The sequence below is a fragment of the Rhizobium sp. CC-YZS058 genome, from assembly GCF_034720595.1.
Taxonomy (GTDB): Bacteria; Pseudomonadota; Alphaproteobacteria; order Rhizobiales; family Rhizobiaceae; genus Ferranicluibacter.
The window spans coordinates 1,923,213-1,937,593 of sequence record NZ_JAYESJ010000001.1 but is presented as its reverse complement, the minus strand read 5'-3'; the positions used below and the strand labels follow the sequence as shown (position 1 = coordinate 1,937,593).

The following is a 14,381-nucleotide window of genomic DNA, read 5'->3' as shown; positions in this document are numbered from 1 at the left end:
GTGCCCTGCGAATACCAGACTGTTGTTCGCAAGATGTCGTAGCCGAGCTCGAACTCGGCTACGACACTCTGGAGGATATTGACCTCCGGAGCCCTAGTATCTGTTTGCGACCCAAACGAATCGCAGAGATGATTCGAAAGTATTCCCCCGCTCTATTAAAGTAAAGCATGACAAATAGTCGGCTTCGTAGCTGACCGATTGGTAATTGAAGCGAGATCGGTAATCCATGGTGCCGAATTCGCCTCGCTTCAATTGTCCTTGCTCATCTTCTCCCCAGGCGGATCGTGCCTGGGGTTTTGCTGTGACGGCATGGAGGACTCTACCCTCCATCTCTCAGCTGCACCCGCTCGTCGCGCCACATGTGTCGCACTTCTCGCAGGTGCCGTTGCGCACCATGGTGAAGTTCTGGCACTCGGAGCACATGTTGCCGGTATAGCCTTGCGCGATCGAGCGGGCGCGGCGTTCGGCTTCGAGCTTCTTGGCGTCCGCCTTGGCGGCGGCGGCTTCGGCGGCGGCCTTGTCGGAGAAGAGGGCGGTCACGTCCTGCGCCTCTTCGGTCGCCACCTCCTCGATCGCTTCGATCCGCTCGGCAGCCCGTTCCTCATAGTCGCGCTTGAAGGCGACGATCTCCGAGGTGGAGATGGCAACCGTCGGCTCGAGCTTGCGGGCTGCGGCACCCGCAAACGGCGTGACGGAGCCGCCGGCCGAGGCGCGGGCCGGGGCGGCTGTGGCCGAGCCCTTGGGCTCGCCGGCCGCCCGGTCGTTGCCGGACACGAGCGTCGGCTTGTGGCCGCGGGTCCAGCCGGTCGAGATCAGGTTGGTCTTGCCTTCCTGGATGCCCTTGCCAAGCGCGGTGTTGCCGAAGTCGGAGGTGTCGACATGGGCGAGGTCGTGGCGGTTCAGGTAGGAGACGGCAAGTTCGCGGAACACATAGTCGAGGATCGACGTGGCGTTCTTGATCGCATCATTGCCCTGGACCATGCCGGCTGGCTCGAACTTGGTGAAGGTGAAGGCGTCGACATATTCCTCGAGCGGCACGCCATATTGCAGGCCGATCGAGATGGCGATGGCGAAGTTGTTCATCATCGCCCCGAAGGCGGCCCCTTCCTTGTGCATGTCGATGAAAATCTCGCCAAGCCGGCCATCGCCGAACTCGCCGGTGCGCAGATAGACCTTGTGTCCGCCGACGATCGCCTTCTGGGTGTAGCCCTGGCGCCGGTTCGGCAGCTTTTCCCGCTCGCGGGTGATGCGCTCGATGACGCGCTCGACGATCTTCTCGGTGACGGTCACGGCCTGGGCGGCCGCAGGCGCCTGGATCAGTTCCTCGACGGCATCCTCCTCGTCCTCGTCCTCGATCAGCGAGGCATTGAGCGGCTGGGAGAGCTTCGAGCCATCGCGATAAAGCGCGTTGGCCTTCAGCGCCAGCTTCCAGGACAGCATATAGGCGCTCTTGCAATCCTCGACGGTCGCTTCGTTCGGCATGTTGATCGTCTTGGAAATCGCGCCGGAGATGAAGGGCTGGGCAGCCGCCATCATGCGGATATGGCTTTCGACCGAGAGGTAGCGCTTGCCGATCTTGCCGCAGGGATTGGCGCAGTCGAATACCGGCAGGTGCTCGGCCTTGAGGAAGGGCGCGCCTTCCAGCGTCATCGCGCCGCAGACATGGATGTTGGCAGCCTCGATCTCCTTGCGGCTGAAGCCCAGATGGTCGAGCAGGTTGAAGCTGATATCGGCGAGCTGCTCGTCGGAAACCTTCAGCGTCTCCTTGAGGAAGTCGGCGCCGAGCGTCCACTGGTTGAAGACGAACTTGATGTCGAAGGCAGCCTTGGTGGCGGCGTTGACGGCTTCGATCTTCTCGTCCGTGAAGCCCTTGGCGCGCAGCGTGCCCGGGTTGATCGACGGGGCCTGGTTGATGTTGCCATGGCCGACGGCATAGGCCTCGATCTCGGCGATCTGGCTTTCCGAATAGCCGAGCGTGCGCAGCGCTTCCGGCACGGCGCGGTTGATGATCTTGAAATAGCCGCCGCCGGCAAGCTTCTTGAACTTCACCAGCGCGAAGTCGGGCTCGATGCCGGTCGTGTCGCAATCCATGACGAGGCCGATCGTGCCGGTCGGCGCGATGACAGAGACCTGGGCGTTGCGATAGCCATGCGCCTCGCCGAGCGAAAGCGCCTTGTCCCAGGCGGCGACGGCATGGGTGATCAGCGCCTGATCCGGGCATTCGCCGTGCTGCAGCGGCACGGGATCGACCGACAGGCCTTCATAGCCCTGGGTTTCGCCGCGGGCGGCGCGGGCATGGTTGCGGATGACGCGCAGCATGTTCTCCCGGTTCGGCTTGAAGCCGGGGAAGGGGCCGAGCTTGGCGGCGATTTCGGCCGAGGTCGCATAGGAGACGCCGGTCATGATCGCGGTGAGCGCGCCGGCAATGGCACGGCCTTCCTTGGAATCATAGGGAATGCCGGACGACATCAAGAGGCCGCCGATATTGGCATAGCCGAGGCCGAGCGTGCGGTATTCATAGGAGAGTTCGGCGATCTGGCGCGAGGGGAACTGCGCCATCATGACCGAAATCTCGAGCACCAGCGTCCACAGGCGCACGGCATGTTCGTAATCGGCGATGTCGATGTTCTTAGTCGCCGCATCCTTGAACTGCAGCAGGTTCAGCGAGGCAAGATTGCAGGCGGTGTCGTCGAGGAACATATATTCCGAGCACGGATTGGAGGCGCGGATCGGGCCGGCCGCCGGGCAGGTGTGCCAGTCGTTCATCGTCGTGTTGAAATGCAGGCCCGGATCGGCGGATGCCCAGGCGGCGTAGGAGATCTGTTCCCAGAGCTCGCGCGCCTTCAGCGTCTTCATCACCTTGCCGTCCTTGCGGGCGGTCAGGTTCCACGGGCCATCGGCTTCGACAGCGCGCAGGAAGTCGTCCTTCAGCGAAACGGAATTGTTGGAGTTCTGGCCGGAAACGGTCAGATAGGCTTCCGAATCCCAGTCGGTGTCATAGGTCTTGAACTCGATGTCCTTGTAGCCCTGGCGGGCGAACTGGATGACGCGGCCGATATAGTTTTCCGGAACCTGGTCCTTCTTGGCGGCCTTGATCTCGCGCTTGAGCGCCGGGTTCTCGTTCGGGTCGAAGCAGGCGCCGTCCGGGCCGTCGCAATTGACGCAGGCCTTCATGATGGCCTTGAGATGCCGGGCGACGATCTTCGAGCCGGTCACGAGGGCTGCGACCTTCTGCTCTTCCTTCACCTTCCAGTTGATGTAGTCCTCGATATCCGGATGGTCGATATCGACGACGACCATCTTGGCGGCGCGGCGGGTCGTGCCGCCCGACTTGATGGCGCCGGCGGCGCGGTCGCCGATCTTCAGGAAGCTCATCAGGCCGGAGGACTTGCCGCCGCCGGAGAGCTTCTCGCCTTCGCCGCGCAGATAGGAGAAATTGGAGCCGGTGCCGGAGCCATATTTGAACAGGCGCGCCTCGCGCACCCAGAGGTCCATGATGCCGCCTTCGTTGACGAGATCGTCGCCGACCGACTGGATGAAGCAGGCATGCGGCTGGGGATGCTCATAGGCCGACTTCGACTTCACCAGCTTGCCGGTGAAGGGGTCGACATAGAAATGGCCCTGGCCGGGGCCATCAATCCCATAGGCCCAGTGCAGGCCGGTGTTGAACCACTGCGGCGAATTGGGCGCCACGCGCTGGGTGGCGAGCATGTAGGCAAGCTCGTCACGGAAGGCCGCCGCATCCTCTTCCGATGCAAAGTAGTTGCCCTTCCAGCCCCAATAGGTCCAGGTGCCAGCCAGGCGATCGAAAACCTGGCGGGCATCGGTTTCGGAGCCGTAGCGTTCTTCGGCGGGAAGGCTGGCGAGCGCGGCCTCGTCGGCAACCGAGCGCCACAGCCAGGAGGGGACGGAATTCTCCTCGACGCGCTTCAGCCGCGCCGGCACGCCGGCCTTGCGGAAATATTTCTGGGCGAGAATATCGGCGGCAACCTGGCTGAACTGGGCGGGAACATCGATATCGGCCAGCCGGAAGACGATCGAGCCATCCGGGTTCTTGATCTCGCTCACCGCCTTGCGGAAGGCGATATCGGCATAGGCGGACTGCCCGGCTTTGGTGAAACGACGCTCGATCTTCATCTGTCCCGATCCTTGTTCTCGCATGGCAGGCTCGGCCTGGCACGCACTGTCCCTGTCCGACAGGAAACCTGCCGGCTCGCATGATGGAAGCGCAGCAATAATGCGCTCTATTTAGTTAATTTTTCAGAGCGGACCACTATATGTAGTGGCAACTGTGCCTTTGGCCAATGGTTCCATGGGCGGTGAAGTTTTTTTGTCTCTCATGCTCACCCATGCGGCGCACCGTCGCTCCGGTGCCTGGTCCATCAGTTCTCAAGGCTTGGCAAGCGGTCGCCGCGGTGGCGATCCCTGTCGCGCCCGTCGTCATGCGAGCGTGGAAAAGATTAATCGCGAGTCTGACCGGAGCGTCAAGACCTTGTTATCCATCCGTCCACCGTCGCTAGATGTTGTGGATAAAGGTCAGAATCTAGGTGACTCAAGGAAATCAAAACCTTGGCGGGGTCGCAGCCAGACCCGGCTCTTTGTTCCCCAATTTCTTGTGGAGAAGAAATTGGTAGGAGCAAGGCCCTCCACCCACAAGATGTGGGAAACGAAGACGGCCGCCCTTTGAAAGAGGCGGCCGCGGGAGGAGGGAGGGGAGGGGGACAGCCTTAGCCGCGGGAGCCCTTGGCGATCGGCTCCTGATAGGTGAATCCCATGTCCCAGGGGAAGTAGATCCAGGTATCCTGGCTGACCTCGGTGACGAAGGTATCGACCAGCGGCCGGCCCTTGGGCTTGGCATAGACGGCGGCGAAATGCGCCTTCGGCAGCATGGCGCGCACGATGGCGGCGGTCTTGCCGGTGTCGGTCAGGTCGTCGACGATCAGAATGCCTTCGCCGTCATTCTCCTTCAGCTCGTCGGTGATCCCCTTGATCACGTGCATTTCGCCCTGCGACGAATAGTCGTGATAGGAGGCGACGCAGACGGTTTCGATCATTCGGATGTTGAGTTCGCGCGAGATGATGGCCGCGGGGACAAGGCCGCCGCGGGTGATGCAGACCATGCCCTTCCAATCGGTGTTCGCATCCGCCAGCCGCCAGGCCAGCGCACGGGCATCGCGGTGGAACTGGTCCCAGGAAACGGGAAAGGCTTTATCGGGGAGGGACATCGGCATGGGCTCCGGCTGGCGTTCGACGGGCTCTGGTTCTGATCCAACTGCAAAGGAATTTCAAGCGCCCGGCGCCGGCCCCGATTCTGCCAGGCATGGGCCCGGCATGGTGCGGGCGGCGGGGATCGAACCCGCATGACATAAGCCGAGGGATTTTAAGTCCCTTGCGTCTACCAGTTTCGCCACGCCCGCAGCGCCTCTTCGCTGTAGCCCGGCCGGAAAGCGAGGGGAAGGGTGGGGCGTGCAAAAACCTGGCCCATTCCCCGGACAGCCAAGAGCGAAGTACAAACAATTCGAGCGAAATTCGAGCGAGTTGGTAACCTTAAGCAGCAAGCTTAACAGAGGGTTACACTTGAATCGCGACGAAACAACGGGCTTACTGTTTTTGCCGGCGCCGACCGCCGCGGCTTTTCATTACGTAAAAATCTACCCCCCTTGCTGTTAGGCAAGGGGGGCCCAAAATTTTCAACTTCCGTTTTCACTGACGCAGGCTGTGCAGTTTTCGCACGGCATCAGGAGGCGTGCGGCTCGTCCACGACAACTTCGGGACGGTCGCCGCCTTCTGCATGTTCATAGTGCCAGTTTCCCTTTTCATCCTGGAAACTGATCTCCTCGTCCTCGCCGCCGACCTGCTGCTCGGCCGCCGCGGTCTTTGCGGCCTTCAGCGCCAGCTCGCTCGTGGCGAACGGCTCGGAATAAACGTCGCCGAGCTTGTAGGCCCAGCCGCCGTCATGTTCGACGATGTGGTAGGTGAGCTTGACCATGGTGTTTCCCTCTCCTCAAACGATGGGTTCACGCCGGCAGGACGGGTCTTATGCCGCCAGCCTGTCGAAACGTCGCGCGCCGCTCTTTCGTTCCTTTTCGCGTCGCTGCGCTTCTCCGCATGGTCGGAAGAGGCTACCCTTCTTCCTCAGCGGGAACGGAGTGGGGAGCGAGCGGGGATGGCGAGCGTAAAGAGCGGGATTCTGGTATGCCTGGCTTTGGCGGGGCTGGCGCAGGCGGCGCGGGCGGACGAGGCCGTGACCTTCCTCTTCGCGACCGATGTGCATGCCTGCCGCATGGCGGAAGGACTGTCCCCCGACTGCGCGCAGGAGGGCAAGACGGATGAAAACCTGCTCCGCCACATTCGCGCGCTGAACAGCCTCCCGAACGTCTCCTGGCCGAACGATCTCGCCGGCGTCTCCTTCTCGCAGGCCGGGCGCCCGATCGGGGTGCCGCGTGGTCTGGTCATGGGTGGCGACCTTACCGATGATGGCGGCGGGCAGGTCGTGCTGCCGGGCGAGGGGTGGCAGCTTCGCCAGTTCAGCCAGCGCTACGTGCAGGGCACGGACGAGGCGCATGTGCACATGCCGGTCTATGTCGGCCTCGGCAATCACGATCTCGACCAGGATGGGCCACCGTCGCATCCCGACTGGTACCGCCGCGAACTGCGCGACTATGTCGAGGTCAATCATCGGCCAAGCGTCTTCTTCACACCATCGCTGCCGGCCGACAATTATGATGTGGAATCGGACAATTACTCCTGGAACTGGGGCCGGCTGCATCTCGTCCAGCTGCAGCGCTTCGGCGGCGATACCCGCAAGGGCGCGGTCAGCGGGCTCGACTGGTTGAAGCAGGATCTGGAGGCCAACGCCGCCGATGGTCGTCCGGTCATCCTCTTCCAGCATTACGGCTGGGACAGCTTCTCGATCGAACGGTGGGACGCCGGCCATACGACCTTCGACGACAGCGGCACGGGCGAGCCGCATTGGTGGAGCGAGAGCGAGCGGGAGAGCCTGCTGGCGGTCCTGAAGGACTACAATGTGATCGGTCTGTTCCACGGACACGAGCATGATACGCCCATGGCCTACCGGGTGGAGGGAGTTGACGTCTTCAAGCCCAAGGCCGCCTTCAAGGGCGGCTTCGCGCTGGTGCGGGTGTCGCAGACGCTGCTGGAAGTGGCCCTTGGCGAGGCGTCCGACGCCAACGGCCATGTCCGCTTCACCACCGGCTTTACCAAGGCCCTCCCGGTCAGGTGATATCGCCACATAAAAAAAGCCGCCCCGGCGAGGGCGGCTTCGTGTTTCCGACGGTCGCGTCGCGACAATCAGGCCATCTTGGCCGTGATCTTGGCGACGTGGCCGCCCTGGAAGCGGGCACCGGCCAGTTCGGTTTCCGACGGCATGCGCGAGCCGTCGCCGCCGGTGATCGTTGCCGCGCCATAGGGCGAGGAACCGAGGATTTCGTCGAGGCCCATCTGCGCCTGGAAGGAATAGGGCAGGCCGACGACGACCATGCCGTGATGGAGCAGGGTCGGGATGAAGGAGAGGATGGTCGATTCCTGGCCGCCATGCTGGGTCGCGGTGGAGGTGAAGACCGAGCCGACCTTGCCGATCAGCGCACCCTTGGCCCAGAGGCCGCCGGTCTGGTCGATGAAGTTGCGCATTTGCGAGGCGACCGTGCCGAAGCGCGTGCCGCAGCCGAAGATGATCGCGTCGTAGTCGGCCAGCTCGTCCGGCGTTGCAATCGGGGCGGCCTGATCCATCTTGTAGTGCGAGGCCTTGGCGACATCCTCGGGCACGAGTTCGGGCACGCGCTTGACCGTCACCTCGGCACCTTCCGCGCGGGCGCCTTCGGCCACGGCATTGGCCATGGCTTCGATATGGCCATAAGCCGAATAGTAAAGGACCAGAACTTTTGCCATCGTCTTCTCCTGTGGGCAGCACGCGTCGGCGCTGGGTTGCATATGGGTGATGTAGCAGCTCGCCATCGCCCTGTCAGAAGGGCGCGCGGCGACAGACTGTTTAGGAAAGTTTGACAATCAACGTAAGTGCGGATCGACGATTTGAGTTCGATCCGCCGAACGAGACGAGGAGTGACGCATGGACAGTGTAGAGGCGGGCGCAGAGACCCAGTCGGAGCCCGTGACGGCGGCAATGCTCGCGATCGGTGACGAACTGCTCTCCGGCCGCACGAAGGACAAGAACATCGGCCATCTCGCCGATCTGATGACGCTCTCCGGGATTGACCTCAAGGAGGTGCGGATCGTGGCGGACGAGGAGGAGGCGATCGTCGAGGCGGTGAATGCGCTGCGTGGCCGCTACACCTATGTCTTCACCTCTGGCGGCATCGGCCCGACCCATGACGACATCACCGCCGACGCGATCTCCCGTGCTTTCGGCGTGGAATGCGTGCACGACCCGGAGGCGATGACCCTGCTCGGCGACATGTATGCCCGACGCGGACTCGAATTTACCGAGGCGCGCCGCCGCATGGCCCGCATGCCGAACGGCTCCACCCATATTCCGAACGCCGTGTCCACGGCGCCGGGGTTCATCATCGGCAATGTCCATGTCATGGCTGGGGTGCCGCAGGTCTTCCAGGCGATGATGGAGGCCGTGCTGCCGTCGCTCACCAAGGGTGCCAGGATCCTTTCCGCCTCGGTTCGCTCCCCCTTCGGCGAGGGCGATATTGGCGGGCCGCTCGGCGCCGTCCAGAAGGCCCATCCGGACACCAGCATCGGCTCCTATCCGAAGTTCGACGGCCAGTCCTTCTCCACCGAACTCGTGATACGCGCCCGCAAGCAGGAGGCGCTCGACGCGGCGGAAGCCGCGGTCCGCTCCATGCTGCAGGAGGTTGCGGCCGCGAAGGGGCTAGCCGCACCCGACCTCGGCTGAGCCGGACGGCCTTCCGAGATTTGGGACTCAGCACAGATGAAAACGCCGGATGGGATCTCCATCCGGCGTTGCCTCAAGACGAGAAAGACTGAAGTCAGTGCCCGGCATCCTCGGCATTGCGCGAGGCCTCATACAGGAACCAAGTGCGCTTCTCCGACTGGTCGATCCACTCTTCCAGCATGCTGGTGGTGGTAACGTCCTTGGCGTCGCTGGTCTTTTCGTGCAGGGCGCGCATGTTGGCGGTCAGCGCCTTGTTGTCGTCGCGCAGCTCGGCCAGCATGTCGCGGGCGCCGACATAGTCGGCATCGTTGTTCTTGATGCGCGTCAGCTTGCCAACCTGGCCGACCGAGCGCAGCGTGGTGCCGCCGATCTTGCGCGCGCGCTCGCCGACATCGTCGACGATCGAGAAGATCTCGGCGGATTGCTCGTCGAACATCAGGTGGTAGTCGCGGAAGTGCGGGCCGCTGACATGCCAGTGGAAATTCTTGGTCTTTACATAAAGGGCCAGCAGGTCGGACAGGAGAACGGTGAGTTCCTGCGCGATTTCGGCCGTCGCCTTCGGGTCGAGATCGGTCGGGGTATCCAGACGATCATTGACCGAAGCGAGATTGAGCTTGCGTTCCTTCATGGCGGGTTCCTTTGGGCGTTGGCGCGCCGGTCCATAGGCAGCGCTTTTCAGAAAACGGCGCGGGCGCCGCTTCGGTTCCGTCACCAAGCGCTAAAATTATGAAAGGAGAGGCGCCTTCCGACGTCAGGGTTTGACGGCGATCGTGAAAGGGAGATCGACGCTTGCCTGACGGCTGCCGTGCAGGTCGTTGAAATGGTAGCGCAGGACATAGTCGCCGGCAGTGGCGCCGGAGAGATCGAGCGTCAGGGTCGCGAAGATCTCCTGGTTGCGGGCGAAGCCGGCGAAGGTAAAGTCTCCGAAACCCTTCTGTCCGGCCAGCACCTGCCCCTTCGGATCGAGAATGTCGAAATCCACGGTGAAGTGGGTTTCCATCTTGCCGGCACCGGCTGCCGCCGGCTTCCAGGTAAGTCCGACCGGCTCGACATAGGACACAAGCTGCTCGCCAATCGCGAAGGGCTTGGTCTCGCGCGGCTGATACATTTCGTATCCAGTCGGCTCGGCCGAGACGAAGACCGCCTTGCCGATGGCAAAGGGCAGGCTGGCGGAAAAGTCGGACAGCGCGGTGCGCATCAGCGTGCGGGCGCCGGTCGCATCGCCGCTCGCGGCCATCTGCTCGGCCTTGGTCGCCGCATCGGCGAGCGATCCGGCCACCGCGAGGGTGGGGCCTGACAGCGCCAGCAGCACCGACAGAATGAGTGGGTTCTTCACGCGCGCTCTCCTCCCGGATCGGCTCCGGCCGCTCCTCCTGCCGCCTGGCGCCGATCCCTTGTTGCGGGCTTCATCCATCGCTCCATCGTCGATTGAAGGACGTTGAAAGAATTGCCAGTTTCGGCATTTCCACCCCCCTGTCAAGCGCGCCGCCCGCACCCTTTCGCACCCTTCTGGTCAGCCCGCGATGGCCTCTCGCGTGGCCTTGTGGCATGAGGAGCGAAAGCAAAGACAAGGAGCAAGCCATGACCGCTCACCCCGCAGGCCAGTTCAGCCCCGGCCAAGCGACGGCCGCGGAGCGCGATTTCATCGCCGGCGTCGACGCGGCACAGGAGGCGCTGCGGGCGCTGTTCGCGCCGACGCCGCTGCAGCTCAACGAGCATCTCAGCGCCCGCTACGGGGCGCAGATCTTCCTCAAGCGGGAGGACCTTTCACCTGTCCGCTCCTACAAGATCCGCGGCGCCTTCAACTTCTTCCGCAAGGCGATTGCGGCTGGCGCCGAGGGGCGGGTGTTCGTCTGCGCCTCCGCCGGCAATCACGCGCAGGGCTTTGCCTTCGTCTGCCGCCATTTCGGCGTCCACGGGGTGGTCTTCATGCCGGTCACCACGCCGCAGCAGAAGATCGACAAGACCCGCATGTTCGGCGGACCCTTCATCACCATCCGCCTGGTCGGCGATATTTTCGACCAATGCTACAAGGCGGCCCGCGACCATGTGGAGGCGACGGGCGGCGTGATGGTGCCGCCCTTCGACCATGCCGACATCATCGAAGGGCAGGCGACCGTGGCTGCCGAGCTCGTCGCGCAGCTGCCGGAGGGCGTGACGCCGGATCTGGTCGTCATGCCGGTCGGCGGCGGCGGGCTTTCGGCCGGCATGACCGGTTACCTCGCGGACCGGGTGGACCCGTCCGGCTTCCTGTTCTGCGAACCGGAGGGTGCGCCCAGCCTGAAGCGAAGCCTGGAGAGCGGCCATGTGGTGACGCTCGATCAGGTAGACAATTTCGTCGACGGCGCAGCGGTGGGGCGCATCGGCGACCTCAACTTCGAACGCCTTCGCCGCTTCTCCGCCGAGCAGACCCTGCTTCTCCCGGAGAACGCCATCTGCGTGACGATCACCGAAATGCTCAATCTCGAGGGCATGGTGCTGGAGCCTGCGGGCGCGCTGTCGATTGCGGCGCTGGAGGAACTGGGCCACGACCGGCTGGCCGGCAAGACCGTGGTCGCCGTCACGTCCGGCGGCAATTTCGATTTCGAACGTCTGCCGGATGTGAAGGAGCGAGCCATGCGGCATCTGGGCTTGAAGAAATACTTCATCCTGCGCATGGCGCAGCGCCCCGGCGCGCTCAAGGACTTCCTCGCCCTGCTGGGCGAGGAGGATGACATTGCCCGCTTCGAATATCTTAAGAAATCGGCCCGCAACTTCGGCTCGATCCTGATCGGCATCGAAACCAAGCGGCCAGAAAATTTCGTGCGCCTCAAGACCGTCTTCGACGAGGCGGGGCTGCGCTACCAGGACATCACCGACAACGAAATCCTGTCCAATCTCGTCATCTGACGCGCCATGACGCCGCGCCCCGCGAAGGGGCGCGGCACGTTGCCATTCGAGGATCAGACGCCGATCTTGCCGCCGTCCTGTCTGGTGATCGCCACCACCGAGGGACGGACCGGCATGCTGTCCTTGAAGTCCGGCCAGCGGGTGGAGAGATCCTCGTAATAGGAGAGGCGGCCGAAGCCTTCCCAGTCATCGCCGCCGTCGCCCGGATGCTGCACGGCCACGAAAGCGGTTTTGAGATCGGGCAGCATCAGCGGGCCGCACATTTCGGCGCCGACGGGCACGCGGAAAAACAGCTTGGAGGTGCCGCGCGCCGCGCCTGCCGTATCGACCGCCCAGAGGCCATCGGTGCGGCCGGTCCCGGAGGGCGAGTTGCCGTCCGTCGCAACCCAGAGACGGCCGTCGGCATCCACCGAGCAGTTGTCCGGCATGCCGAACCAGCCATTCTTGGTGGTTTCAGTCGAAAAGGTTGCACCGACCTCGGCAACGGAGGGGTCGCCGCACTTGAGCAAAATCTCCCAAGTGCCCTTCGTCGCTGCGAAATCGCCATTCTCTTCTGCGATTTCGATCAGGTGGCCGAAGGCGTTCTTCGCGCGCGGATTGGCGGCGTCGATCTGGTCGTCCTTGCGCTTGGTGTTGTTGGTCAGCATGACATAGACACGGCCATTGGTGCCGTTCGGCTGGATGTCTTCCGGACGGTCCATCTTCGTGGCTTCCAGCAGGTCGCCGGCCCGGCGCGCCTCGATCAGCACGTCGGCCTGGCTCTTGAAGCCGTTCGCCTCCGTCAGGGGGCCTGTGCCGTGGGTCAGCGGCATCCAGGTCACGGACCCATCCTCGCCGAACTTCGCGACATAAAGCGTGCCGTCATCGAGCAGGTCCATATTGGCCGCCCGATCGTTCGGGTTGAACGTGCCGGCCGTCACGAATTTGTAGACATAATCGAAACGCTCGTCATCGCCGAGGTAGAAGACCACGCGGCCATCCTTGGCGACGATCGATTCCGCACCCTCATGCTTGAAGCGGCCCAGCGCGGTGCGCTTCTTCGGCGTCGAGGTCGGGTCCATGGCGTCGACCTCGACCAGCCAGCCGAAACGATTCGCCTCGTTCGGCTCCTTGGATACGTCGAAGCGCTCGTGGAACTGGCCCCAGGCATAGGTGCCCTCGGGGAGGCCGAGCCGCTTGTAGTTCTGCGCCTCGGGATGGTTCGCCGGCAGAGTGCCCATGAAGTAGCCGTGGATGTTCTCCTCGGCCATGACATAGGTGCCCCAGGGGGTGACGCCGCCGGCGCAATTGTTGATCGTGCCAAACACGCGTGTTCCCGTCGGGTCGGCCTTGGTCCGGAGGCGCGGATGACCGGCTGCAGGGCCGTGGATCGCCATCTCGGTCATCGCGGTGATGCGGCGGTTCATCTTGCCGTCGCGAACGACCTGCCACTTGCCGTCCACCTTGCGGATCTCGACGATCGTGCCGCCATGAGCGGCCATCTCGATGTCGACGCGCTTCTGATCGGCCGCAGCGATGTCGAGCGCCTTGACCATCTTGCTCGGGTCCTTGCTGTCGGCTTTCTCTACAACCTTCACGATGCCCGGGAACATCAAGTGTTCGTTCGTATATTCGTGATTGACGACGAGGAGGCCGTGCTCGGAGGAGCCGTCGAGCGGGATGAAGCCGACATAGTCGTTGTTGTAGCCGAACTGGCGCGCCTGGGCTTCTGGCGACTGGTTCGCGGGATCGAACTCCGGCGAATCGGCAAACAGCGGATCGCCCCAGCGCAGCAGCACGTCGGCATCATAGCCGTCGGCGACGTGATGGGTCTGATCGACGCCGGCCTCGACTTCCGGGAAGGTGAAGGCCGAGCCTCCGGCAGCGCGGGCCTCATCGGCCGTCAACAGCGCCAGCGGGCTGACCGTGGCCGAGATGGCGGACACCGCGAGACAGCCCTTCAGAAGGCCGCGCCGGGAGAAGCGCCGCGAAATGATCTCGCCCATCGTCGGATTGGCGGTCTCGTTGTGACCGTCGTGGTCGGCTTCTTCCAGCTGGGAGGTCGGGAACATGCTTTGGGACAGCAGATCGGCCATATCGGTTCTCCTGATCGTTGAAACGGCGGCACGACGCGCCGCGGACATGCCCGCAGGGGATCAAGGCTTGCGATGTCTGCCGTCGCGCCCCCGCTCTGGCAATGCGCAAGGCCATACGGTGCCAAGGTCACAGTTTTGCGACATGCGAGCGGCGCAAGGGGTGTGCCCTGGCTTTGACTTCCGGCGCGAGCGCCGCTAGATCAAAGGCATGGCTTCTTTCTTCTCGCGCCTTTTCAGCCGGTCCGGCACCGGCGACACGACAGACACCGCGGCGGCCGGCTCGACCGAGCGCTATGGCGACTGCCTGATCCGGGCGGCGCCGATGAAGGAGGCCAGCCAGTACCGCCTTGCCGGCGCGATCGAGAAAGAGGTGGATGGAGCGCTGCGCGTGCGCAGCTTCATTCGCGCCGATCTGTTCGCCTCGCTCGACGACGCGACCGAGGCCAGCCTGCGCAAAGGGCGGCAGATCGTCGACCAGACGGGCCCCTCGCTCTTCGCCGATCCGGAGCCCAAGCGGCAGGTCTGAGCTTCATCAT

11 protein-coding genes and 1 tRNA gene are annotated in these 14,381 nt (G+C 63.5%); 4 read left to right on the top strand and 8 right to left on the bottom strand.

Going from position 1 to position 14,381, the window contains the following annotated elements; all coding sequences use genetic code 11:
* Positions 1-333: 333 nt before the first annotated feature.
* From U8330_RS09210 to U8330_RS09195, 4 genes are all read right to left on the bottom strand, one after another.
* Complete coding sequence (locus U8330_RS09210) at positions 334-4,137, bottom strand: vitamin B12-dependent ribonucleotide reductase (protein WP_323104924.1); 3,804 nt, start codon at positions 4,135-4,137, stop codon at positions 334-336.
* A gap of 590 nt (positions 4,138-4,727) precedes the next feature.
* The gene (gene gpt, locus U8330_RS09205; RefSeq protein ID WP_323104922.1) at positions 4,728-5,225 is read right to left on the bottom strand and encodes a xanthine phosphoribosyltransferase; all 498 of its coding nucleotides are present in this window, start codon (positions 5,223-5,225) and stop codon (positions 4,728-4,730) included.
* 107 nt (positions 5,226-5,332) lie between these two features.
* A tRNA-Leu gene (locus U8330_RS09200) sits at positions 5,333-5,417 on the bottom strand.
* A gap of 320 nt (positions 5,418-5,737) precedes the next feature.
* Positions 5,738-5,989 carry a DUF2188 domain-containing protein gene (locus U8330_RS09195; protein WP_323104921.1) on the bottom strand — a complete coding sequence of 84 codons (252 nt, stop codon included), beginning with the start codon at positions 5,987-5,989 and terminating at the stop codon, positions 5,738-5,740.
* 177 nt (positions 5,990-6,166) lie between these two features.
* Here U8330_RS09195 and U8330_RS09190 point away from each other — a divergent pair, with 177 nt between their 5' ends.
* Complete coding sequence (locus U8330_RS09190) at positions 6,167-7,243, top strand: metallophosphoesterase (RefSeq protein WP_323104920.1); 1,077 nt, start codon at positions 6,167-6,169, stop codon at positions 7,241-7,243.
* Between the two features lie 68 nt (positions 7,244-7,311).
* Here U8330_RS09190 and wrbA read toward each other — a convergent pair whose 3' ends face one another.
* A complete protein-coding gene (gene wrbA / locus U8330_RS09185) occupies positions 7,312-7,908 on the bottom strand; it encodes an NAD(P)H:quinone oxidoreductase (protein WP_323104918.1) in 597 nt (198 codons plus the stop codon).
* A gap of 178 nt (positions 7,909-8,086) precedes the next feature.
* Between wrbA and U8330_RS09180 the strand changes: the two genes are divergently transcribed.
* The gene (locus U8330_RS09180; protein ID WP_323104916.1) at positions 8,087-8,881 is read left to right on the top strand and encodes a competence/damage-inducible protein A; all 795 of its coding nucleotides are present in this window, start codon (positions 8,087-8,089) and stop codon (positions 8,879-8,881) included.
* A gap of 94 nt (positions 8,882-8,975) precedes the next feature.
* On the opposite strand, the gene U8330_RS09175 is transcribed toward U8330_RS09180, so the two are convergent.
* Positions 8,976-9,509, bottom strand: coding sequence for a DNA starvation/stationary phase protection protein (locus U8330_RS09175; RefSeq protein WP_323104915.1), 534 nt, complete (start codon positions 9,507-9,509; stop codon positions 8,976-8,978).
* Between the two features lie 123 nt (positions 9,510-9,632).
* Positions 9,633-10,217, bottom strand: a complete 585-nt coding sequence (locus U8330_RS09170) for a hypothetical protein (protein ID WP_323104914.1) — start codon at positions 10,215-10,217, stop codon at positions 9,633-9,635.
* Between the two features lie 245 nt (positions 10,218-10,462).
* On the opposite strand from U8330_RS09170, the gene ilvA reads away from it, so the two are divergent.
* The gene (ilvA, locus tag U8330_RS09165) at positions 10,463-11,770 is read left to right on the top strand and encodes a threonine ammonia-lyase (protein ID WP_323104913.1); all 1,308 of its coding nucleotides are present in this window, start codon (positions 10,463-10,465) and stop codon (positions 11,768-11,770) included.
* A 53-nt stretch (positions 11,771-11,823) separates the two neighbouring features.
* Here the strand turns inward: ilvA and U8330_RS09160 are convergent, their stop codons facing one another.
* Entirely contained in the window at positions 11,824-13,845 is a 2,022-nt protein-coding gene (locus tag U8330_RS09160) for a PhoX family phosphatase (protein WP_323104912.1), read from the bottom strand.
* A gap of 208 nt (positions 13,846-14,053) precedes the next feature.
* On the opposite strand from U8330_RS09160, the gene U8330_RS09155 reads away from it, so the two are divergent.
* Positions 14,054-14,371 carry an HlyU family transcriptional regulator gene (locus tag U8330_RS09155; protein ID WP_323104911.1) on the top strand — a complete coding sequence of 106 codons (318 nt, stop codon included), beginning with the start codon at positions 14,054-14,056 and terminating at the stop codon, positions 14,369-14,371.
* Positions 14,372-14,381 lie beyond the last annotated feature (10 nt).

Bases quoted from the DNA above. Each gene is read 5' to 3' on its own strand.
- wrbA (WP_323104918.1), bottom strand. From the start codon at position 7,908: ATGGCAAAAGTTCTGGTCCTTTACTATTCGGCTTATGGCCATATCGAA.
- U8330_RS09155 (WP_323104911.1), top strand. From the start codon at position 14,054: ATGGCTTCTTTCTTCTCGCGCCTTTTCAGCCGGTCCGGCACCGGCGAC.
- U8330_RS09210 (WP_323104924.1), bottom strand. From the start codon at position 4,137: ATGAAGATCGAGCGTCGTTTCACCAAAGCCGGGCAGTCCGCCTATGCC.
- U8330_RS09175 (WP_323104915.1), bottom strand. From the start codon at position 9,509: ATGAAGGAACGCAAGCTCAATCTCGCTTCGGTCAATGATCGTCTGGAT.
- U8330_RS09190 (WP_323104920.1), top strand. From the start codon at position 6,167: ATGGCGAGCGTAAAGAGCGGGATTCTGGTATGCCTGGCTTTGGCGGGG.
- U8330_RS09160 (WP_323104912.1), bottom strand. From the start codon at position 13,845: ATGGCCGATCTGCTGTCCCAAAGCATGTTCCCGACCTCCCAGCTGGAA.
- ilvA (WP_323104913.1), top strand. From the start codon at position 10,463: ATGACCGCTCACCCCGCAGGCCAGTTCAGCCCCGGCCAAGCGACGGCC.
- U8330_RS09195 (WP_323104921.1), bottom strand. From the start codon at position 5,989: ATGGTCAAGCTCACCTACCACATCGTCGAACATGACGGCGGCTGGGCC.
- U8330_RS09180 (WP_323104916.1), top strand. From the start codon at position 8,087: ATGGACAGTGTAGAGGCGGGCGCAGAGACCCAGTCGGAGCCCGTGACG.
- gpt (WP_323104922.1), bottom strand. From the start codon at position 5,225: ATGTCCCTCCCCGATAAAGCCTTTCCCGTTTCCTGGGACCAGTTCCAC.